Raw genomic sequence first — 23,969 nt, forward strand, 5'->3', positions numbered from 1 at the left:
CTTAAGAGTCGAGGGCTGACATAACGTGCTTGATGCGCGTGTAGTCCTCCACGCCGTACATGGAGAGGTCCTTGCCATAGCCGGACTGCTTGAACCCGCCGTGCGGCATTTCGGCGGTGAGGAGGATGTGGGTGTTGATCCACACGGCGCCGAAGTCCAGGTCCCGGCTCAGGCGCATGGCCGTTCCATGGTTGGTGGTCCAGACGCTGGAGGCAAGGGCGTAGTCAACGTCGTTGGCCAGCTCCACGGCTTCTTCCTCGGTGCTGAACTTCTGGACGGTGATCACCGGGCCGAAGGTTTCGTGCTGGACCACGTCGTCCGTCTGGCGGGCGCCGGTGATGATGGTGGGCTCGAAGAAGTAGCCCTTCTCCCCCGCCGGGTGGCCGCCGATTTCGATCCGGCAGTTCTCCGGCAGGTTGGCCACCACAGAGCTCACCGCGTTGAAGTGGTTGACGTTGTTCAACGGACCAAAGTAGTTCTCCGAGTCATCCTGCGAGCCCGTGCGCAGCGTCCTGGTGTGCTCCACCATGGCCGCCACCACGTCGTCGTGCACTGACTCCTCCACCAGCACCCTGGTGATGGCCGTGCAGTCCTGGCCGGCGTTGAAGAACGCGAACTCGGCAATGGAGGCGGCGCTCTTCTTAATGTCAGCGTCCTTGAAGACGATGGCCGGCGCTTTGCCGCCCAGCTCCAGGTGGGCGCGCTTGAGACCCTTTGCGGCGCCGGAGGCAACGGCGATACCGGCGCGGACCGAACCGGTGATGGACACCAGGCCCGGCACCTTGTGCTCCACCATCAGCGAGCCGGTACGTCCGGTGCCCAGGACCACGTTCAGCACGCCGGCCGGGAAGATCTCCCCGGCCAGGCGGGCCAGGACCAGGGTGGATTCGGGGGTGGTGTCGGAGGGCTTCAGGACCACCGTGTTGCCGGCGGCGAGCGCGGGGCCGATCTTCCAGATGGCCATCAGGAACGGGTAGTTCCACGGGGCAACCTGGGCCACCACGCCGATGGGTTCGCGGCGGACGTAGGAGGTGTGGCCCTCGAAGTACTCCCCTGCGGACTTGCCTTCCAGGATGCGGGCGGCGCCTGCGAAGAACCGGAGCTGGTCGGCGCCGGCGGCCACTTCCTCGGACGCGATCAGCGAGCGCACCTGGCCGGTGTTGCGGTGCTGGGCCTCTACGAGCTCGTCGCTGTTGGCCTCGATGGCGTCCGCGAGCTTGAGCAGCATCAGCTGGCGCTGGCCCGGCGTGACGTGCTTCCAGGACTTGAAGGCGTCCCTGGCGGCGGCCATGGCAGCATCGACGTCTGCCTCCACCGACACGGGCGACTTGGCCACTACTTCACCGTTGGTGGGGTTCACGATGTCCAGCAGGTCGGTGCCTGCGGGCGTCACGAATTCGCCGTTGATGAAGTTCTGCAAGGTTTGGACCACGGTGTACAACCTCTTTCTGTGGGGCTGTCGGCGGCCGCGCGGGTGGGCGGCAGCGGACGGCTGGCTCTGTCTCGAGCCTATGCCAGCACCCCATGGCAGGGAATAGCCACCTGCACACCGTCGACCGCAATCTTTAGTGCGGTTGACCAGCATCGAACTATCCTTGGTCCATGGCTATTTCCCTTGCCGCCCTGCTGGGTGTCGGTTCCCTGAAACTGTCCAAGGCAGGGCTGGCCGAGACCACCTGGCACCAGGACATCAACTGGGTCGCGGTGACCGAACTGGAGGACCCGCAGCGTTTCCTCAACGGCGGCGAACTGGTGCTCACCACTGGACTGCGGCTCCGGTCCGCCCCGGACCAGCGCCGCTTTGTCCGCCAAGTGCAGCGCGCCGGTGCCGTGGGCATCGGCTTCGGCGTGGGGCTCTCGCACGAAACCGTGCCGTCGGCGCTGCTGGCTGAGGCCAACCGGTGGGGCCTGCCCGTGGTGGAGGTTCCATACGAGACGCCGTTCATCGCCATCGGCAAGCTGGTGGCGGACGCCCAGTCCGCGGACCACTACGCCAAGCTGGAGCGATTGATTGCCGGGCACCAGGTGCTGGCGCGTGCACTCCTCACCGGCGGCGGGCTCAGCGAGCTGCTCAAGCAGCTGGGCAGCATGCTGCGCACCGGGATAGCCCTGACCCAGTTCACGGCCGAGCTCTACAACAGCACCGGCGAGGTGCCGTCCGCAGGGACCTGGTCCTCCTACCCCGTGCCAACCGGCCGCCGGGACGCGTGCACCCTGTGGGTCCGGCAACCGTTCGAGGACACCGGGATCATCGGCTACGCCCAGAACCTGATCAGCGTGGAGCTGAACAACATGGTCCAGCAGCGGCAGGCCCAGCGGGCACTGTGCGGGCAGGTGCTGGACGACGTCATCAACGGCGCCCTCGAAACCAGCGAGGCCCAGCGCCGCCTGGCCGGCGTGGGCATCAACAGCACGCGCAAGAACGTGGTGCTGCTGGCCGTGTCCGCTGCCCATCACAAGGCCTTGGCCAGCACCTCGGTGCCGCGCGAACTCGGGGAGGCGGTGGCCGCCGTCGTCAACAAGGACCTGGTGCTGGTGGTCAATGACGACGGCGGGGCGGCACCTGCGCTGGCGCGCCGGCTCAGCGACCACCTCGCCGAAGCCGGGATCCACGCGACGATCGGGATTGGCGGGGCGTATACGAAACCGAACGGCCTGCGGTGGAGCTACTACGAAGCCCGGGACGCCGCCAGCCATGGCTTGCCCGTCAACGAACCCGAGCGGCTGAGCCTTACCTCCCTGCTGCTGGCCAGCGAGGACGTGCCGCTGGCGGACATGGCCCACGAATCGCTCACTCCGCTGCGAAATTTCGATGCCGCCCACGGTTCCGAACTGATGGGCACGCTGGAAAGCTACCTCAACAACAACGGGTCGGTGGCTGCCGTAGCCGAGGAGCTGACGCTGCACCGGAACACGGTCCGCTACCGGCTGGCACAGATCACCGAACTCACCGGATACGACCCCGCCGTCACCGCGGACCGCGTGCAGCTGTGGCTGGCGCTGGCCGTGGCCCGGCTCGCCTCCCGCCCGTCCGCCCCCTCCCCTCCTGCAACGCGGGGTCAGTCCCGGCCCACTCAACGCGCCTGAGACGGCGTTATGTGATCCGGCCGTGCAGGAGGCGGCGGGATTTCTTCCGGGCCTTCCGGTATTTCTTCTCCGCCGCGGCCATCAACTCGATCTCCCTTGCGTGCAGGACGGCATAGGGTCCATCGCTGCCCATTCGGGCGAGCAGGTCCCGGGCGATGACGGCGTCGTGGAAATCGCCCAGCACCTTCTGCTGCCGGTGTGCGGCCTTCGCCACCTTGCGGGCCCTGCGCCGCACAGGTTCCGCTGACTCTGCCACGTGCCGCAGCCGCTTGGCGTCCTTCCGCACCCGGTGAAGCGCTTCCTCATAATCGCCCTCGGCGGCGGTGCCGGACGCCTTATCCTGGGCCCGGCGGAGGCGCTTTGCCGCCTTCGCGACGGCCCGGGCGGACACCTTCCTGCCGCGCCGGGTAGCCTTCGTGCCGGCCCCGTCGAGCCGCAGCGGCGGAGCGTCCCGGAAATCCTCGAGCGCGTCCAGGAGGCGGAAGTAGCGCCCCGACTCCAGCGCGAGCAGCAGGCGGCGGTATCCGGCGTCGAACTCCTCCGCGCCGTGCCGGTCCAGCCGCTCCCGGGCTCCCGCCGAGTCCTTCCCCGGCGGCAGTTCCGCGGCGTGCCGGTCCAGCCGCTCCCGGAGGACCTCGGCATCGCGCGGACCGCCCAACATGCCGCCCAGCCACTTGAGTTCCTCGGCCAGCCTGCGCACAGGCGCCTTCGAGTACAGCTTTCGGTACGCGGCCAGCGCGGACCGAAGCCGCCGCGCTGCGGACCTCATGTTGTGCACGGCCTCAGGTTCCTCCAGCCGGACGCCCGGGTCATTGCCCAGCAGCTTGTCCAGGTGAGTTGCAAAATAGAGGCCGACGACGGCGGCAGCCGGCGCTTCCTTGCCCGCCGCCAGTTGCGGGGTGCTTTCACCCGGGGGCCTCTTGGTGTCCGCCGGGAGGGGTTCTGCGAGCGCCGCGAGCGCCCTGGCCAGTTTCGACCCGTGCGCGGTGGGGGTGGCGCCTGCCGCTGCGAGCAGGTCCGCGGCGGGCCCCAGGAGATCAGGCCCGCCGTGCACCAGTTCGAATTCCCACTCCCGCCACTGGTACGGCCCCCCTCCGGCGGGCAGGAGGCTGGCCGTCACGCTGTCGTCGGCCAGGTCCGCCAGGTGGGTACCGTCGGGGCCGTAGAGGGCGTGCGTGGTCCGCTGCGTTTCCAGCCGCACCAAGGGAGCGAGGTCGGCACCGCGCAGGTGCACGTGCAGGTGGGCCAGGAGCGCATCCGGCACGGCGTCGGCGCGGCCCAGCGGTGCGTGCAGCTCGCGGCGCCGCCGGGCCTCGGGAGCCCCGGGCTCCGCATCGGCGCCATTCCCTGGCGGTTGTTCCGGCGCGAGCTTCAGGTGCCAGCCCTCATCCGTGCCGCCCGTACGCCGCCGGAGCGTGATCCCGCGGCCGGCCAGCGCGCGGCCCGGGCTGTCGAAGTACACCGCGGTGAGGCTGTCCACCCCGGGAGGCGCAACACGGGCGACCCCGGGCAGCTCCGCAAGCCCCGGCACCCGGGCCGCCGCGTCGGCGTCGTACTTCATCTCGACTTCCATGCCCTCGAAGTTCATGGCTGTCCTTCCGCCGTGGTGTTTCCTGCAGTCTATTTCGCCTGCCGCCGGGCCGGGAGAGGTTGGCCACAAACCACTAGACGTCAAACGTCTAACGTTTACCCTTGAGGTATGCCAACGCCACGTTCGCAGTCCGCCGCGCCTTCGGCGCCCCGGGCTGTCGCTGCCCCCACTGCGGTCACTACCTCGATGGCCCCGGCGGACGCACGCGCGGCGCGCTCCGCCGTCGTTTTCGGTGTCATTGCTCTGATCCTCATTGGTCTCAACCTCCGCGCGGGCATTACCGGCGCGTCCGCACTGCTGCACGACCTGCAGGCGGTCCTGGGGTACGGGACACTGGTGGCTGCGATCATTCCGTCCATTCCTACCCTCTGTTTTTCGCTGGCGGGCGCCGGAACCTCGTGGCTGACGGGCAGGCTGGGCGTGGAAAATGCGATCCTGCTGGCACTGGCAATGCTGGCCGGCGGGCTGCTGCTGCGCGGCGTTCCGGCGACGGGCATGCTGGTGGCAGGCAGCGTCGTGGGCATGTCCGGGCTGGCGGTGTGCAACGTGGCGATGCCGTCGTTCATCCGCGAGCATTTCGCGCACCGCACCTCGCTGATGACCGGGCTTTACACGGTGACGATGACCACCGGAGCCACCGTGACATCCGTCGCCGTGGTGCCGCTGGCGCAGGCGCTGGGGTCGCCGTCGGCCGCTGTGGGGGCGACCGGCATTACCGCAGTGGCAGCGTTCCTTGGCTTCCTGCCTGTCGCCCTGCATGCCCACCGCAACAAACCCCGCACCCCCGCCGCCCGTGTTTCACCGTGGCCGCTGCTGCGGACCCGGAAGGGCGTGCTGCTCACCGCTATCTTCACGCTCCAGTCACTGCTGGCCTACGCGATCATGAGCTGGTTCCCGTACATGCTCACCACCATGGGACGAAGCGCAGCGGACAGCGGGCTCCTGTTCGGGCTGATGCAGCTGGTGTCCGTGCCGGCGGGCATGGTGCTGATCGCCATCGGATCCCGGCCACGGATGCTCCGGCCGGCGTTCTACCTGGCCAGCGCCACGATGGCCGCCGGACTCGCGCTGCTGCTGCTCCTTCCGGCGGAACTGGCCGTGCTGCCGGCCGTGCTGCTGGGGTTTGGGCTGGGCATCTTCCCGCTGGTGATGGTGATGATCAGCCGCAGCGGTGCCAGCACCGCCGAGACCACCGCGCTGTCCACGCTGGCGCAGTCCACCGGCTACCTGCTGGCCACCACCGGACCGTTCGGAATGGGCCTGCTGCACAGCGCCACCGGGTCCTGGACGCTGCCGCTCGCGCTTCTGCTGGCGCTTGCCCTGGTGCAGATCGTCGTCTCACACCTGGTGACCGGCCGGGCGATGACCGGGACCCGGGCCGGCACCGGCGCTGCCGGCGGGCCCGCGGGCACCGGAGGGAAGTAGGAGCAGCCATGGAACTGAGCCCCTCGCACCGCCAGCCCCTGGCCGAGGAAGTCACCGCCAAACTCCGCGCCATGGTCCAGTCCGGCGAATGGCCCCTGGACCGGCGCATTCCGTCCGAGCCCGAGCTCATGGCAGGCCTGGGCGTCTCGCGCGGAACCCTCCGGGAAGCCGTGAAAGCTTTAGCGCACACCGGCATGCTGGAAGTCCGGCGCGGCGACGGCACCTATGTCCGGGCCACCAGCGAAATATCCGGGGCGGCCCGGCGGCTCTACCAGGACCACACTGAGCAACACGTCCTGGAGGTCCGGCTGGGGCTCGACACCCAGGCCGCGCGGCTGGCCGCACGCCATGCAACGGACGACGACGTCACCGCCTTACGCAGCCTCCTCGCCACCCGGGACCGGGCCTGGAAGGCCGGCAATTACGCGGAATGGGCGGAGGCCGACTGGCGGTTCCACGAACGCGTCGCCCTGGCCTCCGCGAACCCGCTGCTGCACGAGCTGTACGCCAGTTTCGGGGCCGCCTTCCACCAGGACCTGCTCGTCCAGCACAGCCGGCCGGGATTCGACGGACTGCCGCACGAAGGCCACGGGGCGCTGCTGGCTGCCATTGAGCGCCGGGACGAGGAAGCGGCCGTGGCCACGGTCAGCCGGAACCTGAACTCCTGCGCGGAGTGGCTGGCAGAGTAGCGCCGACTCCGTCCACCGCCCCGCCGATGGCCGTGTCGGTTTCTGCCGCCCGGGAACACTCAGTAGGCTTACTGTCAGACGAGGTAGTCACGCCTGCTGTCCGCCTGGTCCGCAGGCGCCAGCCCACCACGAGGAGTTCCCATGGCGCCCTTTTCACGCCTTGCCGCCCGCCGGGCCTGCACCGAAGCCCCGCCGGCAGCAGTACCCCCGGTTCCGAAAACAGGACCGGCCTCGCTCTGGGCCGACGGTCTGGGAAGGGTCGGCACCCGGGCCGCGCAGGTCCTGCTGATCCTGCTGCTGGCAGCCGTATCCGTCTACGCACTGATGCAGATCAAACTACTGGTGATCCCGGTCCTTATCGCCCTGGTCCTGGCTGCCGCCATCGGCCCCTTCGTTAACATGCTTCGCCGCCGCAATGTCCCGGGCGGGCTGGCCACCGGCATTGCGTTCGTGGCACTCCTGGCCCTGCTGGCCGGCGTCGGGACGATCATCTACCTGTCCGTGCGGAACCAATGGGCCGATCTTGCCCAGCAGGCCTCGTCCGGCTTGGACGAGCTGGAGAATTTCCTCCTGAACGGCCCGGTTCCCCTCGACCAGGGCCAGCTGCAGGAGGCACGCCAGGGAATCGTCGACTTCCTCACCAGCAGCCAGGCGCGCTCACGAGCCATCACGGGACTCTCCGTTGTCACTGAATTCCTGGCCGGGACCGCCCTGATGGTGGTTATTCTCTTCTTCTTCCTCAAGGACGGGGCCAAGATCTGGAACTTCCTGCTCCGGCCCTTCAGCGGACTCCGCGAGGCGAAACTCCGCCGGGTAGGCCGCCGCACCCTGGAGGTCCTGGGCGGCTACGTCCGCGGTACCGCCATCGTGGCGCTCGTTGACGCCGTCGCCATCGGCGCCGCCCTGCTGATCCTGCAGGTTCCGCTGGCCTTCCCGCTGGCGATCATTGTCTTCATTACCGCGTTCATCCCGCTGGTTGGTGCCACGGTTGCGGGCATCCTCGCGGCGCTCGTTGCACTCGTGGCCAACGGACCGGTGGTGGCGCTGATCGTGGTGGCCGTCGTCGTCGCGGTCAACCAGCTGGAGGGCGATCTCCTGCAGCCGATCGTCATGGGCAAGTCCCTCCAGCTGCACGCGCTGGTGATCCTGATGGCACTGACCGCCGGAACCATCCTGGCCGGAATCGTCGGCGCGGTGCTCTCAGTGCCGCTCGCCGCCGTCGTCTGGGCAATCATCCAGGTGTGGACCGCGGAGGACCCCAGCCTCACGGACATGAACCCGGACCTGCCGCCGGCCAATACCCACCCGGTCTAGCCTCTTCGGAGAGCGGACGCACGACGACGGTCCGGCACCCGGGTGCCGGACCGTCGTCATTTGCGTGTGGTGGAGGCCGCCCGGGCCAGCCGGGTGCCTAGCCGCGGAGGCCGGCGAGGACGTTCTTGGGCCGCTGCATCTCGCCGTGCTTCGCGCCGAGGACAACCACTGCGCCGGCAAAGACGGGGATGATCCATTGCAGCATCTTCAGCTGCTCCTGGGCGGATTTCAGCTCTTTGGAGGCGCCGGAACGGGGTTCGGTGGCACCCTCGGCGCCCTCCCCGGCAAGCTTCTCCACCTTCTTGCCCAGGATGCCCGAGTACAGCGTCACCGCTGCGCCTGCGACCGTGACCGCCGTCTTGATCGCCGTGTCCCGGGCAACTCCATCCTGCTTGGCGATCCGCCCCTTGTTCTCCCAGGCGATGGCGAGGTCCGCCACCAGGTGCGAGGCAAAGGCGGCTGTCTGGACCGGCGCCCACTTCATCCACCCGGCACTGGAGAGCCGGGTGCGTTCGGCCGGGTCCTTGGCCTGGGCTGCCGCCCCGTTGAGGCCGATGGCGCCCATGAGGGACCCGCCGAACCATGCTGCCGCCGTCAGGTCGTGGACTGAGCGGGCAATGAGGTTTCCTGCCATGATGCGTTCCTAACGTCGATTCGGATTCACCGTGCCGGCTTTCACTGTGCCGGCCCGCAGCCGCAGGGGCCGCACTGCCCTTATCGTAAGCACACTTACTAATGTTACGAAAGTCCGTCTTTTCGCGGCGCGACCCCGTAATATCGTCGCCATGGGAATGACAGGCACCTTATTTGGCTGGGCCTTCGGGGACCCGGCACGTGAATCCGACACCTCCTACGTGGAGGGGCTCCAGCGTGAGGCGCTGAAGAACGCCCGGGAAACGGCAGCCGCCAAGGGGGTGGATGCGGTTCCCGGATCCGAGGCCTTCACGGTGCTCAGCGGGGACGACTCCCTGGTGGAACTGGAGAACGCTCCGGGCCGCCTGGTGGTCCGCTGCACCATCCACGTTGAAGGACCCGGCGCCGAGAAGCTGCGCGCCGAAGGGCCCATGAACGGCTGAGGCCATGGCAAACCCCGACTCCACCCTCAGCCAGGCCGCGGACGTCATCGAGGACGCGTCCAATGCCAAGGCCCTGGATGTACTGGCGCGCGCCGGTTTTGCCGTGATGGCCCTCCTGCACCTCATCGTGGGTGCCATCGCCGTCGCCATCGCGCTGGGCCAGCCGGGGCAGGCGGAACCCACGGGTGCCATAGAACAGCTGGCCGCGAACCCTTGGGGACCGGCCGTCATGTGGGCGAGCGTGGCTGCGTGCGCTGGACTGGGGCTGTGGCAGGCCAGCGAGGCCACCCTCCGTGCCCGGCACCTCCCGCGCAAGGAACGCGCGGCCAAGCTCGTCTCGTCAGGTTTCCTTTCGGTGGCCTATGCCAGCGTGGGCCTCAGCTTCGCGGGCTTCGCCACGGGAATGCCCGGCGACTCCGGGGACAGCACCCGGGATTTCAGCGCCGCCCTGATGGCCCACCCGCTGGGCCCGTGGGTGCTGGCCGCCCTCGGCCTGACCATCATGGGCGTTGGGGTCTACTTCGTCATCAAGGGCCTTCGGCGGGGTTTCAAGGAGGAGCTCCTGGCGTTCGACGGTACCCGCCGGGGCCGCCTCATAGACACTCTCGGCGTCGCCGGGCATGCGGCCAAGGGGGTTGCGCTCAACCTCGCCGGACTGCTGTTCGTCATCGCCGCTGCCAAGCACCGCCCCGAGGAATCCACCGGGCTGGACGGCAGCCTCAAGGCCCTCCGTGAGCATCCGTTCGGGCCCTACCTGCTGGTGGCCATTGGCGTGGGATTCATCGCCTACGGCATCTTCGCGCTCATCCGCGCCCGTTTCGGACGCATGTAGGATTTCCCCACCGACCCTATGGAAGGAACGCCATGTCGACCGTGTCCCGGCTGTTCAATGCCCCCGCCGCCAACGTCTGGAAGGTGATCTCCGACGGCTGGCTGTACTCCGGCTGGGTGGTTGGTGCTTCCCGCATCCGGGCGGTGGACGACCACTGGCCGCAGGAAGGTGCCCGGCTCTACCACTCCGTCGGCGCCTGGCCGCTGGTGATCAACGACAGCAGCCGGGTCACCGCCGTGGAGCCCGGTCAGCGGCTGGAGCTGGTGGCGCGCGGCTGGCCCATGGGCGAGGCAAAAGTGGTGCTGACGCTCGAGGACCGGGGCGACCAGTGCCTGGTGACCATCATGGAGGACGCGATCCGGGGGCCGGGAAAGCGGGTGCCCAAGGCGTTCCGCGATCCGGCGATTTCGGTCCGGAACCGCGAAACCCTGCACCGCCTGGAGCTCATGGCGGCAGGCGGTGCAGGGCGGTAAAGCGGTCCGGCGTTAGACCTGGGCGGCTACACCGTCGCGGGAGATGGTGACCATGTCCTCACGCGGGACAACCTTGATGCGCTCACGCTTGACCTCGACGCCGTGCGAGCCGCCGGCCTCCGTGGCAGCCGCGCCCAGCGCCAGTTCGTGGGCGTCCAGGGCCAGCCAGCCTTCCCAGGACGTGAACTCCACGCCGCGGTTTTCCAAGAGTTCGACGACGGCGCTCTCTGCGGGCGCCTCGGCGACCGGCAGGTTTTCGCGGTCTTCGAGCAGGTAGGTGACGGTTTCCAGGGCGTCGCCCTTCGTGTGCCCGATGAGACCGACCGGTCCGCGCTTGATCCAGCCCGTGGCGTAGAGACCCGGCACGTGCTGGCCGTCGGCGCCCAGGACGCGGCCGCCGTCGTTCGTCACCACACCCTTCTTGTGGTCGAACTCAACGTCCGGCAGGGCGGAACCGAAGTAGCCGATGGCGCGATACACGGCCTGGACCGGGTAGTCGACGAACTCGCCGGTGCCGCGCGCGTTGCCGGTGCCGTCCAGCTCGGTGCGTTCGAACTTGATGCCGGCAACCTTGCCCGGGGTCTCCGGGTCGTCGTAGATCTCCACCGGGCTGTGCAGGAAGTGCAAGTGCAGGCGGCGGGATGCCGTCAGTTCGGAAACGTCCTCGGGCTGCTCGGCGATCCAGTTGGTCAGCGTACCCACCATGGTCTTGGTCTGGTTGTTGCTCTGGATCTGGCGGTCCGATTCCTCATCGAACTCGAAGTCCTCCGGGTAGAGGATGATGTCCACGTCCTTGGAGTGGGACAGTTCGCGCAGTTCCAGCGGGGTGAACTTGACCTGGGCGGGGCCACGGCGGCCGAAGACATGCACGTCCGTGACGGGCGAGTTCTTCAGTCCGGCGTAGACGTTGTCCGGGACCTCGGTGCTGAGCAGGTCGTCGGCGTGCTTGGACAGGACGCGGGCCACGTCCAGGGCCACGTTGCCGTTACCGAGGACAGCGATTTCCTTGGCGTCCAGCGGCCATTCACGCGGCACGTCCGGGTGGCCGTCGTACCAGGAGACGAAGTCGGCGCCGCCGAAGGAGCCTTCCAGCTCGATGCCCGGGATGTTCAGATCCGCGTCCTTGATGGCGCCGGTGGCGAAGATGACGGCGTCATAGTGGGTGCGGAGATCCTCGATGGTGAGGTCGGTGCCATAGTCCACGTTGCCGAAGAAGCGGATGTCGCCGCGGTCCAGGACCCTGTGCAGGGCGTTGACGATGCCCTTGATGCGCGGGTGGTCCGGGGCAACGCCGTAGCGGATCAGGCCGTAGGGTGCCGGGTAGCGGTCAAAGAGGTCGATGCTCACGGTCAGCTCGCCGCTCTTGACGGCCTCGCTCTTGGTGAGGATGTCCGCGGCGTAGACGCCGGCCGGGCCAGAGCCCACGACGGCGACGCGCAGCGGACGTTCGGCAGAACCTACGGTGGTGCTTGATGACACGGCTGTGTTCCTTTTGTTCGACTAGGAGGTGAGGACTCGGGGTTTGCGGGGGCTGTTCGGGGTGGTGGTGCCGTAGTCAGCGGTTTTGAAATGCGCCGGAGCGAACGGGCTCACGCGCACAACGTCGCCGATGACAATGACTGCGGGATTTGCGACGCCGGCGGCCTGGGCCTGGTCGGCGATCGAACCAAGCGTGCCAATCGTCACGCGCTGGTTGGGCAAATAGCCGTTCTCCACGATACCAACAGGGGTGTCCTGCGGCAGGCCGGCTTCGCCCAGCGCGGACGCGGATTCGCGGAGCTGACCGACGCCCATCAGCAGGACGATGGTGTGGTCTGCACGGGCCGGAACCTCGGACAGTTCCTCGTGGCCGGTGACCACGCTGAAGCCCTTGGCAAGACCGCGGTGCGTGACCGGGATGCCCGCGGCTGCGGGAACGGAAATCGCGGAGGTAACACCGGACACGACCTCGACCTCGACGCCGTGCTGCCGGCAGTACTCGGCTTCCTCGCCGCCGCGGCCCAGGACGTACGGGTCGCCGCCCTTGAGCCGGACCACGCGGTGGCCCTTGAGGGCTTCTTCCACCAGGATGCGGTTGATCTCAGACTGCGGCACGGGGTGGTGGCCGGGGGTCTTGCCCACCTCAATGACGCGGACGTCAGGGGCGAGTTCGTTCAACAGTTCGCGGGGACCGAGGCGGTCGGCAACCACGACATCGGCCTGACCCAGGAGCCGGCGGCCGCGGACGGTGATGAGGCCGGTATCGCCGGGTCCTCCGCCCACCAGCGCAACGGAGCCGCGGTGGGCGCGGCGGCGGCGCAGCGGAAGATCCCCGGTTTCCAGGGCGGTGGCCACGGCGTCACGGACGGCCATGGCGCGGCGCGGGTCTCCCCCGGCGTTGACGGCGATCTTGACGTCATCCACTTCGGCCACGGCGGGGGTCCAGGCTGCGGAAGCTTCGTGGTCGGAGGCATTGACGCACCAAACGCGCTGCGCCTCGGCGTCGGCCGATACCTGGGCGTCCACGCTGGGATCGCCGGTGGCGGTCTGGACGAACCAGACGCCGTCGACGTCACTCGAAACGTAAGGGCGCGCTGCCCAGGTGACCAGGCCGGCGTCGGCCAGGTCCTGGAGGGCTGCGGAGGCAACGGGAGCCACCACGGTGACAACGGCACCGGCGTCGAGCAGGCCCTTGGCGCGGCGTGTAGCCACCGGTCCCCCGCCCACCACCAGCACGGGACGGCCGAGCAGCCGCAGCGCTGTGGGGTAGATATCCTGAATTGCCATGAATCAACGGTAGGGCCGCGTCACAATCACCCACAAAGGCCCAGCAACACCAGTTCACGCAAGGTAATCCTGCGTCACATAGTCAGTCCCCGTACAGGCCGGTGCTGAGATAGCGGAACCCGGAATCGACCATGACCGTGACCACGGTGGCTTCCGGGCCGAGGTCTTTGGCGATGCGCAGGGCCGCCACAACGTTCCCGCCGGACGAGGTACCGGCGAAGATTCCCTCTTCAAGGGCAAGCCGCCGGCTCATCGCCATGGCCTCCTCGGAGGTGACCCTTTCGATCCCATCGACTTCGGCAGGTTCCCACAACGGCGGAACGAACCCAATGCCCGTGCCCTCAATACGGTGGGACCCGGTCGGTCCGCCGGACAGCACAGCCGATTCGGCGGGTTCCGCCGCGATGATGCGGGCCCCCGGGATGTGTGCCCGCAGGCCGCGCGCCGTCCCGTGGATCGAGTGGGCGGTGCCCACGAACTGGACAAAGGCGTCAACGCGGCCGTAGGACTGCTGCCAAATCTCCTCGCCCAGGGCCAGGTAGCCCGTGATGGCGTCATGGTTGTTGAGCTGGTCGCAGGCCCAGTGGCCCGGCTGTGCGCTCAACTCACCGGCACGGGCGATCATGGCTTTGATCAGCTGTTCCGTGATTTTTCCGTGGTCGCTGGGAACATCTTCGACGGTGGCCCCCAGCGCTTCCATGGTCCGCCGTTTCTCGTCGCTGAACGCGTCGGAAAAAACCACATGGAGCTTGTAGCCCTTGGCTGCGCAGACGAGCGCCAGGGAAATGCCTGTGGTCCCGGCGGTGTACTCGACGACGGTGTCCCCCGGGCTGATGTCGCCCCGGGCTTCTGCAGCCGTGATCGCCGCCAAGGCCATGCGGTCCTTCATGCTCCCCGTAGGGTTCGCAAACTCCAGTTTCGCGAGCACCCGGGCAGAGCCGGGCGGCACAACTTTCCGCAGTTCAATCAGGGGGGTCGAACCTATCCCCGCCAGTACGCCTTCATCCGTTCCGACCGCACGTTCCATGTGTCCGCCTCACGCTTAGCGCCAGCCCGGACTCGCAGGAGTTGCCGGCTACGGTTCAAGCTATACCCGGCCGGGCCGGGGACGCCAGAGAAGGCCGTTCCCTCCCCCGGTTCAGCGGGTGCTGCCGGCCAGGAGCCCGCGCCGGCGGAGGAGCCGCTTCTCGATCGGGCCGAACACCAGCAGCTCAATCAGGATGCCGACGCCGAGGATCAGCAGGATCGCGGCCATCACGATGGTCATGTCCGAGAGATCGCGGCCCTGGTCCAGCAGCGAGCCGAGGCCGAACCCAATGGTCCCGCCCACAGCAATGATTTCGGCAGCCATCAGCGAGCGCCACGAGAACGCCCAGCCCTGCTTCAGGCCGCCCAAGTAGCCCGGAAGGGCGGCCGGCAGGATGATCTGCAGCGCCATCTGCAGCCGGGACGCACCCAGCACGGTCCCCACGCGGCGGTACTGCGGCGGGATCTGGTCAACGCCGGAAATCAGCCCGTTGATGATGGACGGGATCGCCCCCATAAACACCACGAAGTAGACGGTGGCGTCGGTCAGTCCGAACCAGATGATCGCCGCCGGGACCCACGCCACGGACGGCAGCACCTGCAGGCCGGAGATCAGCGGCCCGAACGCCCGGCGGAGCGGCGCGACCTGGGACAGCAACAGCCCCACCGGCGTCGCGATGGCCACCGAAATCAGGAAGCCGACCAGCCCGCGCTCCAGCGAAGTCCACACCGCTTCCTGCAGCTTGGCGTCACCCCAGAGGGTCCCCAGCTGGCCCAGCACATCCAGCGGCCCGGGGACCTGGTCCCGCCGCTTGAAGCCGAGGGACACATAGAACTGCCAGATGAGGACCAGCACCGCCAGCGCCGCGGCGGGCAGGAAGGCGCGGGACCAGTCGATCCGGTGCTTGCCCGCGGCGTCGGACTGCAGCGAATCCAGCCCGGATTCAAGTTCCCGCAGGTCCTCGTTTCCGGTGGACGTGCGGGTCAGCGCGGCGTGGATGTGCGGGGCGTCGGCGCGGGGCTTGTCCTCCAACGGGGTGGGGTTACTTGGCATGGCGGCGAATCTCCTCCCGCAGCCGGGCGGTAATGACCCCGGTCAGCTGGCCGGCGAGCCCGGCGTCGGTTCGGTGTTCCTCGGTGACGTCCCACTCCTGGACCACGCGGCCCGGGCGGGAGGACAGCAGCAGCACGCGCTGGCCCAGCCGCACGGCTTCCCGGACGTTGTGGGTCACGAAGACGATGGTTCGTCCGGTTTCCTTCCAGATGCGCTCGAGTTCGTCGTGCAGCAGGTCGCGGGTGATCGCGTCGAGCGCGGCGAACGGCTCGTCCATGAGCAGCAGCTGCCGGTCCTGGGCCAGCGCCCGGGCCAGGGATACGCGCTGCCGCATGCCGCCGGAGAGTTCGTGCGGGCGCTTGTCGCCGGCGGCTCCGAGGTGCACCAGCTCAAGCAGCTCCTGTGCCCTGGCCTGCCGCTCCGCCTTGCCCACGCCGCGCATCTTCAGCGCCAGCTGGACGTTCTCCCGTGCGGTCAGCCAGGGGAACAGCGCCGCGTCCTGGAACATGAACGCCGCTCCGTCGCTGGGCACTTCCAAAGCGCCCGACGTCGGTGCCTCCAGGCCCGCGATGATGTTCAGCAGGGTGGACTTGCCGCAGCCCGACGCACCAAGGAGGGCAACGAACTCACCCGGGGCAATGTTGGCATTGACGTCATCCAGGACCGGGGCGCCGTCGCCGAAGCGCTTGCCCAGGTGTTCCAGTACGACTGGCATGGTGAGTCCTTAAGTTTGTGGGAAAGCGGGTCAGTCCTGGCCGAGGCCTGCGGCGGATATCGGGTCGGCACCTGACGGCGCGCCGGCGCCGGAGACCTGGTTCAGTGCGCGAAGGTCGAACAGGCCATTGATGTCGGCCTCCTTCGTAGTCCCCGCCTCGACGCCGTCCCGCAACAGCCGCGGGTAGCTTCCGGCCAGCGGGTCCAGGGTGAACGTGATGTTGGCCAGGGCCCGGTCCAGCACGTTCCGGGGAAGCGCCGCTCCGGCGTCTTCCTCCAGCGCTGCGTTGATGACCTGCGCTTTTTCTGCTTCCGGCGCCGCGTTCAGCCAGGCCACCGCCTCGGCGTGCCCGGCCAGCAGCGCCTGGACAGTCTCGGGATGGGCGGCAGCGAACTGCTGGTTCACGATCAGCACGGTGGTGGGGAACTGGCCAGGCTTGCCGGTTCCGGTTCCGTCCCACAGGTCCTTCTCGTCCACCAGCACCCGGGCTCCGGCCTGGAGCACCAGCCGCGACGCCCAAGGCTCAGGCAACCACGCGCCGTCGAGCTTTCCGTCCTGGAAGAGCTTGAGGGTCTGGGCGTTGTCGGTGGGGTTGATGGCGACGTCGCCGCTGCCGTCCACGCTGGTCTTGTAGCCCTGCGCGGCCAGCCAGGCTCGGAGGGCCACGTCCTGGGTGCCGCCCAGCTGGGGCGTGGCCAGAGTTTTGCCGCGCAGGTCCGCCGCCGAGCTGATGCCGGGCTTGACCACCAGCTGCGCGCCCCCGGCCGCCGCCCCGGCGATGACCCGTACGGATTCGCCCCTGCTGGTGGCGTAGGAATTGATGGCGGGGTTGGGCCCCAGGTAGGCAGCATCGATGGCGCCGGCGTTGAGGGCCTCAATGGCTGCCGGGCCGGCGTTGAAAGTCTCGGTGCTGAGGGTGGTGCTGCCGAGGGCCTCGGCGAGGAACCCCTTATTGACGCCCACCAGCGCCGGCGCGTGCGTTACATTGCCGAAGTAGCCCAGCCGGAGCTCGGCGGCCGGGCCTGTAGCCGCGGCTTCCGCTTCCGGATTCCGGGAGAGGTTGGACGCCACGACGGCTCCTGCCACGATCAGCAGGACAAGCCCGATGGCCAAGGCGGCCTCGATGGCACGCCTGCGCCGGGGCACCGCGCTTTCGCCTGCCACGATGCGCCGCATCCCGGGCTTGGAACTAGTCATTGTTTCACCATAGGGAGTGCCCCAAACCCCATTCAATGACGCGGAAACCGGGGGTCACGCGGGTTAATCTGGCGTCACATTCGGCCGCGGAGACACGGTTTAGTTCCCCTTGACGTTGACCAGCTGCCGGAGCTTGTGCCGCACCGCGACCAGGTCCGCGGCGTCCTGCATCACCACATCGATGGGTTTGTAGGCGGCGGGGATTTCGTCGATGAAGGCTTCGGAGGCGCGGAACTCGATGCCCCGCATTGCCCGCTTGAGCTCCTCAAGGGTGAAGGCCTTGCGGGCGGCGTTGCGTGAGTACTCCCGGCCTGCCCCGTGCGGCGAGGAGTTCAGCGACGCCCGGTTCCCGAGCCCCGCCACGACGTACGACGCCGTTCCCATGGATCCCGGGATTAGTCCCGGATCGCCGGGCTCGGCTTTGATCGCGCCCTTGCGTGAGACCCAGACGGACTTTCCGTAATGCGTCTCCTGCTGGGTGAAGTTGTGATGGCAGTTGATGCGCTCCAGCTCTTTGACCGGCCCTCCCACGAACTGCGCAAACTGGGTAGTCACCCGGTCCATCATTTCCTCGCGGTTCAAGAGGGCGAAGTGCTGCGCCCAGCGGAGCTCGGCGATGTATCGGTCGAACTCGGCCGTTCCCTCCTCCAGGTAGGCCAGGTCCGGATTCGGCAGGTGCACCTTCAGCCTGGCCGCCGCCTGCCGTGCCACGCCGATGTGGTGCTGCGCGATCTTGTTCCCGATGCCCCGCGAGCCCGAGTGCAGGAACAGCCATACGCCGTCAGCCTCGTCCGCGCACACCTCGATGAAGTGGTTCCCTGACCCGAGCGATCCCAGCTGCAGGTCCCAAGCCGGGACGTACCGGGCTGGATCGAACCCGGCCACCGCGGCGCGTGACTGCAGCTTCGCAACCCGGGGCGCCGCCGTCGGAAGCACCTTTTTGTTGTTATGTCCGGCAGAGAGAGGGACAGCCCGCTCGATGCCTTCGCGCAGCGGCCGCCGGTCTGCGGGCAGGTCGGCCAGGGAATACTGGGTCCGGACCGCGATCATGCCGCAGCCGATGTCAACGCCCACCGCCGCCGGGATGATCGCGCCGAGCGTGGGAATCACGGAGCCGACAGTGGCGCCCTTGCCCAGGTGCGCGTCCGGCATCAGTGCCAGGTGCGGGTAGATGAACGGCAGGTCGGCGGTCATCACGGCCTGTTCGCGGGTCTTCTCATCCAGGATGGACGCCCAGTTCAGCAGCTTGCCGTTGATGGTTTCCATGGTTCTCCCGCCGCCCCGGACTAACGTGGGTTCCAGACTAACCCCGCAACGAGGAGGCACCTATGGTGAATGTCCAGACCGAGATGGTCATCAACCGGCCCCGCGCCGAGGTGGCGGAGTACGCGGCCAACCCGGACAACGCCCCACAGTGGTACGCGAACATCCACCGTGCGCAGAGGCTCACGGACGGGCCGGTCGGCCCCGGCACGAGGGTAGCGTTCACGGCGAAGTTCCTGGGCCGCGAGCTCAATTACACGTACGAGTTCGTGGAGTACGTCCCCGGCGAGCGGCTGGTCATGCGGACCGCGCAGGGCCCCTTCCCCATGCAGACCACCTACACATGGACGGACGACGACGGCGGGACCCGGATGACGCTCGGCAACAGCGGGAGCCCCTCGGGTTTCTCGCGGCTGGCAGGGCTGTTCATGGCGCCTTTGATGCGCCGGGAGAACCGCAAGGACCTGCAGAAGCTGAAGTCGATCCTCGAAGCCGACCCGCATAACCGGCCCGGAACCGCATAACCGTTGCCGGGCGGCACCGGTTAAGCAAGCGAGGGCCGGTTGTGCGACATCAGATCGAGTAGCGCTCGTCTTCGTGGTCGCCCGGGTGGTCCTTGACCAGGCCGGCGGCCAGCGTGTTGCCGTCCAGCGGATCGATCACCAGGAACGCTCCGGTCCGGCGGTGGTGCAGGTAGTTCTCCAGCGGCAGCGGGGCGGCGAGCCGGAGCTGTGCGTGGCCGATGTCGTTCAGCTCCAGGCTGGACGCGCCCTCGAGCTTGAAGGACGCCAGGTCCAGCTTGCCGGAGACGTTGCGGACCATGGCCTGGACCGTGCGCGTGCCGTGCTTGACCAGCACCTTCTGGCCCTCGCGCAGCGGCTTCGGGGACAGCCAGCACAGCGCCGCGTACAGGTCCGCCGATGCTTCGCGGACGGTTCCCGCAGCGGCGATGGTGTCACCGCGGGCCACGTCGAACTCCTCGGCCAGCCGGATGGCGACGGACTGCGGGGCGGCGGCTTCCTCCAGGGAGGCGCCGGCGAAGTCGATTCCCACCACAGTGGTGGTCCGCGGCTCCTGGCCGGGGGTCAGCACGGAGACCTTGTCCCCCACCTTGACCGAGCCCTCGGTGATCTGGCCGGCGTAGGCGCGGTAGTCACGGTAGGCCTCCACGTCCAGGCCGGCGGCCACGGCGTCCGGAGCCAGGGCGCCCTGCGGCCGGATGACCAGCTGCACGGGGAAGCGGAAGCTCTCCAGGTGGCTTTCGAGTTCGTCCGCGGCGGGCAGGGTCTCGAGGACCTCCAGCAGCGCCGGGCCGGTGTACCAGGGGGTGCGCTCGGACCGGTCCACCACGTTGTCGCCGTCGAGGGCGGACACGGGGATGACCAGCAGGTCGCTGATTCCGTCCGAGCCGAGGCCCAGTTCGCGGCCCACCTGCTGCACGTCCGCCTCGATCTCGCGGAACACGGACTCGCTGAAGTCCACCAAGTCGATCTTGTTCACTGCCACGATCACGTGTGCCACCCGCAGCAGCTGCAGCACGGACAGGTGCCGGCGGGTCTGCTCCAGGACACCCTTGCGGGCGTCGATGAGGACGACGACGGCATCCGCGGTGGACGCGCCGGTCACCGTGTTCTTGGTGTACTGCACGTGCCCGGGGCAGTCGGCCAGGATGAAGCTGCGGCGGTCGGTGGCGAAGTAGCGGTAGGCCACGTCGATGGTTATGCCCTGTTCCCGCTCGGCGCGGAGTCCGTCGGTCAGCAGGGCGAGGTCGATCCCGCCCTTCTCCCCGCCAAAGCCGCGGTCGGCCGAAGTCCGGGCAACGGCGTCAAGGGTGTCAGCCAGGATGGCTTTGGAATCGTGAAGGAGGCGGCCCACCAAAGTGGACTTGCCGTCGTCGACCGACCCGGCGGTGGCGAACCGGAACAACGTAGTGGGCAGTGCTGTCTCCAGCTCCGAAGCCAAAGTATCGGTGCTCATTAGAAATACCCGTCCTTCTTGCGGTCTTCCATGGCTGCCTCGGAGATGCGGTCATCTGCGCGGGTGGCGCCACGTTCGGTCAGGGTGGAGGCGGCGACTTCGACCACGACGTCGGCCACGGTGAAGGCGTTGGACTCGACCGCGCCGGTGCAGGACATGTCCCCCACCGTGCGGTAGCGGACGGTCTTGGTGATGACTTCCTCATCGGGGCGCGGCTGGGAAACCTCGCCCACTGCGCGCCACATGCCGTCGCGGGCGAAGACCTCGCGCTCGTGGGCGTAGTACAGGCCGGGCAGCTCGATGTTTTCGCGCTCGATGTAGCGCCAGATGTCCAGCTCGGTCCAGTTGCTGATGGGGAACGCACGGACGTGCTGGCCCACCGTGTGGCGGCCGTTGTACAGGTTCCACAGCTCGGGGCGCTGGTTGCGCGGGTCCCACTGGCCGAACTCGTCGCGGAGGCTGAGGATGCGCTCTTTGGCGCGGGCCTTGTCCTCGTCGCGGCGGCCGCCGCCGAACACGGCGTCGAACTTGTTCTGCTGGATGGCGTCCAGCAGCGGGACGGTCTGCAGCGGGTTGCGGGTGCCGTCGGCACGCTCTGCCAGTTCGCCGCGGTCGATGAACTCCTGCACGGAACCCACTACCAGCTTCAGGCCCAGGCGCTCAACAGTGCGGTCGCGGAAGTCGATGACCTCGGGGAAGTTGTGGCCGGTGTCCACGTGCAGCACGGGGAACGGGACCTTGCCCGGCCAGAACGCCTTGGTGGCCAGGTGCAGCATCACCACGGAATCCTTGCCGCCGGAGAACAGCAGCGCGGGCTTCTCGAACTCGGCAACAACCTCGCGGATGATATGAATCGCTTCGGATTCGAGGGTGTCCAGGCTGGAGAGGCGCGTGGATACGGCAGCTTCAGTCACCTGGGGCTCCTCGGTTAAGTAAGTGCTCATACGTGTAGTCCGCATTCTGTCTTGTTGGTTCCTGCCCAGCGGCCGGCGCGGGGGTCCTCGCCGGGAGCCACTTTGCGGGTGCAGGGCTGGCATCCGATGGACGGGTAGCCCTGGGACAGGAGCGGGTTGACGGGCAGGAGGTTGTCGTCGGAGTACTGGACCAGCTGGTCGAACGTCCAGGCGGCCATCGGGTTGACCTTGACCAGGCCGTTCTTGTCGTCCCACGTCACCAGCGGAGTGTTGGTCCGTGTGGGGGCCTCGTCGCGGCGGACGCCGGTGAACCAGAGTTCGTAGCCAGCGAGGGTGCGCTGCAGCGGGGCCACCTTGCGGAGTGCGCAGCACTGGGCGGCGTCGCGGAGGAACAGGTCCTTGCCCAGGAGGCGGTCCTGCTGCTCCACGGTGTTCTCCGGGAGCACGTCCACCACGTTGACGCGGAGGTTCGCTGCCACCTCGTCACGCGTGGCGTAGGTTTCCGGGAAGTGGTAGCCGGTCTCCAGGAACAGGACGTCGACGCCGGGCAGCTGGTCCGCGACCAGGGCGGGCAGGACGGCGTCGGCCATGGAGCAGGCGACGGCGACGGCGGGCAGCTCGAAGTTGCGCGCCACCCAGGCAATCACGTCAGCGGCCGGGGCATCCCAGCCAAGCTCGGCGGCGCCGGCTTTGGCGAGGGCCTTGAGCTCTTCCACCGGGCGCTTGGCCGGTGAGGGTGCCAGGTGCTTTGCCATTACTGCAACGCCTCCTCGTCCGCTGCGTGGGCCCACTCGGCGAAGGTCTGGCCTTCTGCCCGCTGGGCCACGAAGGTGCGGACAACCCGCTCCACGTAGTCCGGCAGGTCGTCCACGTAGACCTTCAGGCCGCGAACCGTCCGGCCCAGGCCTGCTTCCTCGCGGTCCTTGGAAGCCAGGCCGCCGCCCAGGTGGACCTGGAAGCCCGGGGAGGGGTCGCCGTCGGGCGTGGGAAGCATCATGCCCTTGAGGCCGATGTCCGCCGTCTGGATGCGGGCGCAGGAGTTGGGGCAGCCGTTGATGTGCAGGGACAGAGCCTGCGGCAACTGGCCGGATTCCGCGAGGTCCGCCAGGCGGCGTTCCAGCTCGGCAACGGCGGTGGCGGCGGTGTGCTTGGTCTCCACGATGGCCAGCTTGCAGTACTCGATGCCGGTGCAGGCGATGGTGCCGCGGCGGAACACGGACGGGCGGGCGGACAGCCCCAGGGCGTCCAGCTCCGCGACGAGCGGTTCCACCTGCTCCTTCTCGACGTCCAGGACCACGAGCTTCTGGTGCGGGGTGGTGCGCAGCCGGTAGGAACCGCGGGCTTCGAGGGTGTCCGCGAGCTTGACCAGCGCGGCACCGGACAGGCGGCCGGCCACCGGGGTGGCGCCGATGAAGAACTTGCCGTCCTTCTGCTCGTGCACGCCCACGTGGTCGCCCGGGGTGGTGGGCTTGGGCGCGGCCGGACCGTCGGCCAGCTTGTAGCCGAGGTATTCGTCCTCCAGGATCTGGCGGAACTTCTCCGGACCCCAGTCGGCCATCAGGAACTTCAGGCGGGCCTTGGTGCGCATGCGCCGGTAGCCGTAGTCGCGGAAGATGCTGGTCACGCCCAGCCACACGTCGGCGGCCTGTTCCGGCTTCACGAAGGCGCCAAGGCGCTTGCCGAGCATCGGGTTGGTGGACAGCGCACCGCCGGCCCAGAGATCGTAGCCAATGCCGAGTTCCGGGTGGCGGACACCCACCAGGGCGAAGTCGTTGATCTCGTGGACCACGTCCTGGCTTGGGTGGCCCGTGATGGCGGTCTTGTACTTGCGCGGCAGGTTGGACAGCAGTGGGTTGCCGATGAACCGCTCCCCCAGCTCCTCGATGAGCGGAGTGGGGTCGATGAGCTCATCCTTGGCGATGCCGGCCACAGGCGAACCCAGGATGACGCGGGGCACGTCCCCGCAGGCCTCGGTGGTGGAGAGGCCAACAGCTTCCAGGCGGGTCCAGATCTCGGGGATGTCCTCCACGCGGATCCAGTGCAGCTGGATGTTCTGGCGGTCCGTGAGGTCGGCGGAGTCCCGGGCGAAGTCCACGGAGATCTGGCCGATGACGCGCAGCTGCTCGGTGGTGAGCGCGCCGCCGTCGATGCGGACGCGGAGCATGAAGTATTTGTCCTCGAGCTCGTGCGGTTCAAGGGTTGCGGTCTTGCCGCCGTCGATCCCGGGCTTGCGCTGGGTGTAGAGGCCCCACCAGCGGAAGCGGCCGTGCAGGTCCTGGCTGGGGATGGCGTCGAAGCCTTCCTGGGCGTAGATGGTCTCGATACGCTCGCGGACGTTGAGGCCGTCGTCTTCCTGCTTCCAGGTTTCGTTGGCATTCAGCGGCGCCTTGCCGTCCACCTTCCACTGCCCGTGCGGCTTGGCGGCGGGGCGGGACGGGCGGGCGGGGCGCTTGGCGGCAGCGGAATCCGCCGACGCTCCGGCTAGAGCTGTATCAGTCATGCATCGACTGTAGGTCCCGCTTCGAGGGGGCTACAAAGGTCCGGAAACGCTAAGTCACCTAGGGAAATAT

General features: G+C 68.2%; 22 protein-coding genes. 8 read left to right on the forward strand and 14 right to left on the reverse strand.

The genetic code is table 11. The annotated features are described in order from the left end of the window. Position 1: 1 nt before the first annotated feature. Complete coding sequence (locus ACIQC0_RS09510; protein WP_400534560.1) at positions 2-1,432, reverse strand: gamma-aminobutyraldehyde dehydrogenase; 1,431 nt, start codon at positions 1,430-1,432, stop codon at positions 2-4. Between the two features lie 170 nt (positions 1,433-1,602). On the opposite strand from ACIQC0_RS09510, the gene ACIQC0_RS09515 reads away from it, so the two are divergent. Next, positions 1,603-3,087 carry a PucR family transcriptional regulator gene (locus ACIQC0_RS09515; protein WP_377214582.1) on the forward strand — a complete coding sequence of 495 codons (1,485 nt, stop codon included), beginning with the start codon at positions 1,603-1,605 and terminating at the stop codon, positions 3,085-3,087. Between the two features lie 7 nt (positions 3,088-3,094). On the opposite strand, the gene ACIQC0_RS09520 is transcribed toward ACIQC0_RS09515, so the two are convergent. Then, positions 3,095-4,675 (reverse strand): CHAD domain-containing protein, encoded by a 1,581-nt coding sequence (locus tag ACIQC0_RS09520; protein ID WP_400534563.1) that lies wholly within the window; start codon positions 4,673-4,675, stop codon positions 3,095-3,097. Positions 4,676-4,786: 111 nt separating this feature from the next. Here ACIQC0_RS09520 and ACIQC0_RS09525 point away from each other — a divergent pair, with 111 nt between their 5' ends. The 3 genes from ACIQC0_RS09525 (at position 4,787) to ACIQC0_RS09535 (ending at position 8,106) form a co-directional block, all read left to right on the forward strand. Further along, a complete protein-coding gene (locus ACIQC0_RS09525; protein WP_400534565.1) occupies positions 4,787-6,103 on the forward strand; it encodes a CynX/NimT family MFS transporter in 1,317 nt (438 codons plus the stop codon). 8 nt (positions 6,104-6,111) lie between these two features. Further along, positions 6,112-6,792, forward strand: coding sequence for a FadR/GntR family transcriptional regulator (locus ACIQC0_RS09530; protein WP_400534567.1), 681 nt, complete (start codon positions 6,112-6,114; stop codon positions 6,790-6,792). Positions 6,793-6,933: 141 nt separating this feature from the next. Beyond that, the gene (locus ACIQC0_RS09535) at positions 6,934-8,106 is read left to right on the forward strand and encodes an AI-2E family transporter (RefSeq protein ID WP_400534569.1); all 1,173 of its coding nucleotides are present in this window, start codon (positions 6,934-6,936) and stop codon (positions 8,104-8,106) included. A gap of 97 nt (positions 8,107-8,203) precedes the next feature. On the opposite strand, the gene ACIQC0_RS09540 is transcribed toward ACIQC0_RS09535, so the two are convergent. Beyond that, positions 8,204-8,740, reverse strand: a complete 537-nt coding sequence (locus tag ACIQC0_RS09540; protein ID WP_400534571.1) for a hypothetical protein — start codon at positions 8,738-8,740, stop codon at positions 8,204-8,206. Positions 8,741-8,897: 157 nt separating this feature from the next. Between ACIQC0_RS09540 and ACIQC0_RS09545 the strand changes: the two genes are divergently transcribed. The 3 genes from ACIQC0_RS09545 to ACIQC0_RS09555 are packed head-to-tail and all read left to right on the forward strand — an operon-like array spanning position 8,898 to position 10,487. Continuing rightward, positions 8,898-9,182 (forward strand): hypothetical protein, encoded by a 285-nt coding sequence (locus ACIQC0_RS09545; RefSeq protein WP_377214576.1) that lies wholly within the window; start codon positions 8,898-8,900, stop codon positions 9,180-9,182. A 4-nt stretch (positions 9,183-9,186) separates the two neighbouring features. Continuing rightward, positions 9,187-10,014: a DUF1206 domain-containing protein gene (locus ACIQC0_RS09550; RefSeq protein ID WP_377214575.1), complete on the forward strand. Its 828-nt coding sequence runs from the start codon at positions 9,187-9,189 to the stop codon at positions 10,012-10,014. A gap of 32 nt (positions 10,015-10,046) precedes the next feature. Then, positions 10,047-10,487, forward strand: coding sequence for an SRPBCC family protein (locus tag ACIQC0_RS09555; protein WP_377214574.1), 441 nt, complete (start codon positions 10,047-10,049; stop codon positions 10,485-10,487). A gap of 12 nt (positions 10,488-10,499) precedes the next feature. Here the strand turns inward: ACIQC0_RS09555 and ACIQC0_RS09560 are convergent, their stop codons facing one another. The 7 genes from ACIQC0_RS09560 to ACIQC0_RS09590 all read right to left on the reverse strand — a co-directional run bounded on the left by ACIQC0_RS09560 (position 10,500) and on the right by ACIQC0_RS09590 (position 18,511). Then, positions 10,500-11,966 (reverse strand): FAD-dependent oxidoreductase, encoded by a 1,467-nt coding sequence (locus ACIQC0_RS09560; protein WP_400534574.1) that lies wholly within the window; start codon positions 11,964-11,966, stop codon positions 10,500-10,502. Positions 11,967-11,987: 21 nt separating this feature from the next. Further along, positions 11,988-13,253, reverse strand: a complete 1,266-nt coding sequence (gene cobA, locus ACIQC0_RS09565; RefSeq protein ID WP_400534576.1) for a uroporphyrinogen-III C-methyltransferase — start codon at positions 13,251-13,253, stop codon at positions 11,988-11,990. Positions 13,254-13,335: 82 nt separating this feature from the next. Then, entirely contained in the window at positions 13,336-14,280 is a 945-nt protein-coding gene (locus tag ACIQC0_RS09570) for a PLP-dependent cysteine synthase family protein (RefSeq protein WP_400534578.1), read from the reverse strand. 111 nt (positions 14,281-14,391) lie between these two features. Beyond that, positions 14,392-15,333 (reverse strand): ABC transporter permease, encoded by a 942-nt coding sequence (locus tag ACIQC0_RS09575; RefSeq protein WP_400534580.1) that lies wholly within the window; start codon positions 15,331-15,333, stop codon positions 14,392-14,394. After that, positions 15,323-16,048, reverse strand: a complete 726-nt coding sequence (locus tag ACIQC0_RS09580) for an ABC transporter ATP-binding protein (RefSeq protein WP_400534582.1) — start codon at positions 16,046-16,048, stop codon at positions 15,323-15,325. Before ACIQC0_RS09580 ends, ACIQC0_RS09575 begins: the two co-directional genes overlap by 11 nt. 30 nt (positions 16,049-16,078) lie before the next feature. Continuing rightward, positions 16,079-17,224 (reverse strand): ABC transporter substrate-binding protein, encoded by a 1,146-nt coding sequence (locus ACIQC0_RS09585; RefSeq protein WP_400534828.1) that lies wholly within the window; start codon positions 17,222-17,224, stop codon positions 16,079-16,081. Between the two features lie 120 nt (positions 17,225-17,344). Then, positions 17,345-18,511, reverse strand: a complete 1,167-nt coding sequence (locus ACIQC0_RS09590; RefSeq protein WP_400534584.1) for an RtcB family protein — start codon at positions 18,509-18,511, stop codon at positions 17,345-17,347. 62 nt (positions 18,512-18,573) lie between these two features. Between ACIQC0_RS09590 and ACIQC0_RS09595 the strand changes: the two genes are divergently transcribed. Beyond that, the gene (locus ACIQC0_RS09595) at positions 18,574-19,032 is read left to right on the forward strand and encodes an SRPBCC family protein (protein WP_400534586.1); all 459 of its coding nucleotides are present in this window, start codon (positions 18,574-18,576) and stop codon (positions 19,030-19,032) included. A 49-nt stretch (positions 19,033-19,081) separates the two neighbouring features. Here the strand turns inward: ACIQC0_RS09595 and ACIQC0_RS09600 are convergent, their stop codons facing one another. The 4 genes from ACIQC0_RS09600 to ACIQC0_RS09615 are packed head-to-tail and all read right to left on the reverse strand — an operon-like array spanning position 19,082 to position 23,899. Beyond that, positions 19,082-20,485, reverse strand: coding sequence for a sulfate adenylyltransferase subunit 1 (locus tag ACIQC0_RS09600; RefSeq protein ID WP_400534588.1), 1,404 nt, complete (start codon positions 20,483-20,485; stop codon positions 19,082-19,084). Continuing rightward, on the reverse strand, positions 20,485-21,429 hold the full coding sequence (gene cysD, locus ACIQC0_RS09605) for a sulfate adenylyltransferase subunit CysD (protein ID WP_400534590.1): 945 nt from the start codon (positions 21,427-21,429) through the stop codon (positions 20,485-20,487). Before cysD ends, ACIQC0_RS09600 begins: the two co-directional genes overlap by 1 nt. Continuing rightward, a complete protein-coding gene (locus ACIQC0_RS09610; protein ID WP_400534592.1) occupies positions 21,426-22,154 on the reverse strand; it encodes a phosphoadenylyl-sulfate reductase in 729 nt (242 codons plus the stop codon). The genes cysD and ACIQC0_RS09610 overlap by 4 nt, the downstream gene beginning before the upstream one ends. Beyond that, complete coding sequence (locus ACIQC0_RS09615; protein ID WP_377214563.1) at positions 22,154-23,899, reverse strand: nitrite/sulfite reductase; 1,746 nt, start codon at positions 23,897-23,899, stop codon at positions 22,154-22,156. Before ACIQC0_RS09615 ends, ACIQC0_RS09610 begins: the two co-directional genes overlap by 1 nt. Between the last annotated feature and the right edge of the window lie 70 nt (positions 23,900-23,969).

The organism is Pseudarthrobacter sp. NPDC092419, assembly GCF_044755045.1.
Taxonomy (GTDB): domain Bacteria; phylum Actinomycetota; class Actinomycetes; order Actinomycetales; family Micrococcaceae; genus Arthrobacter.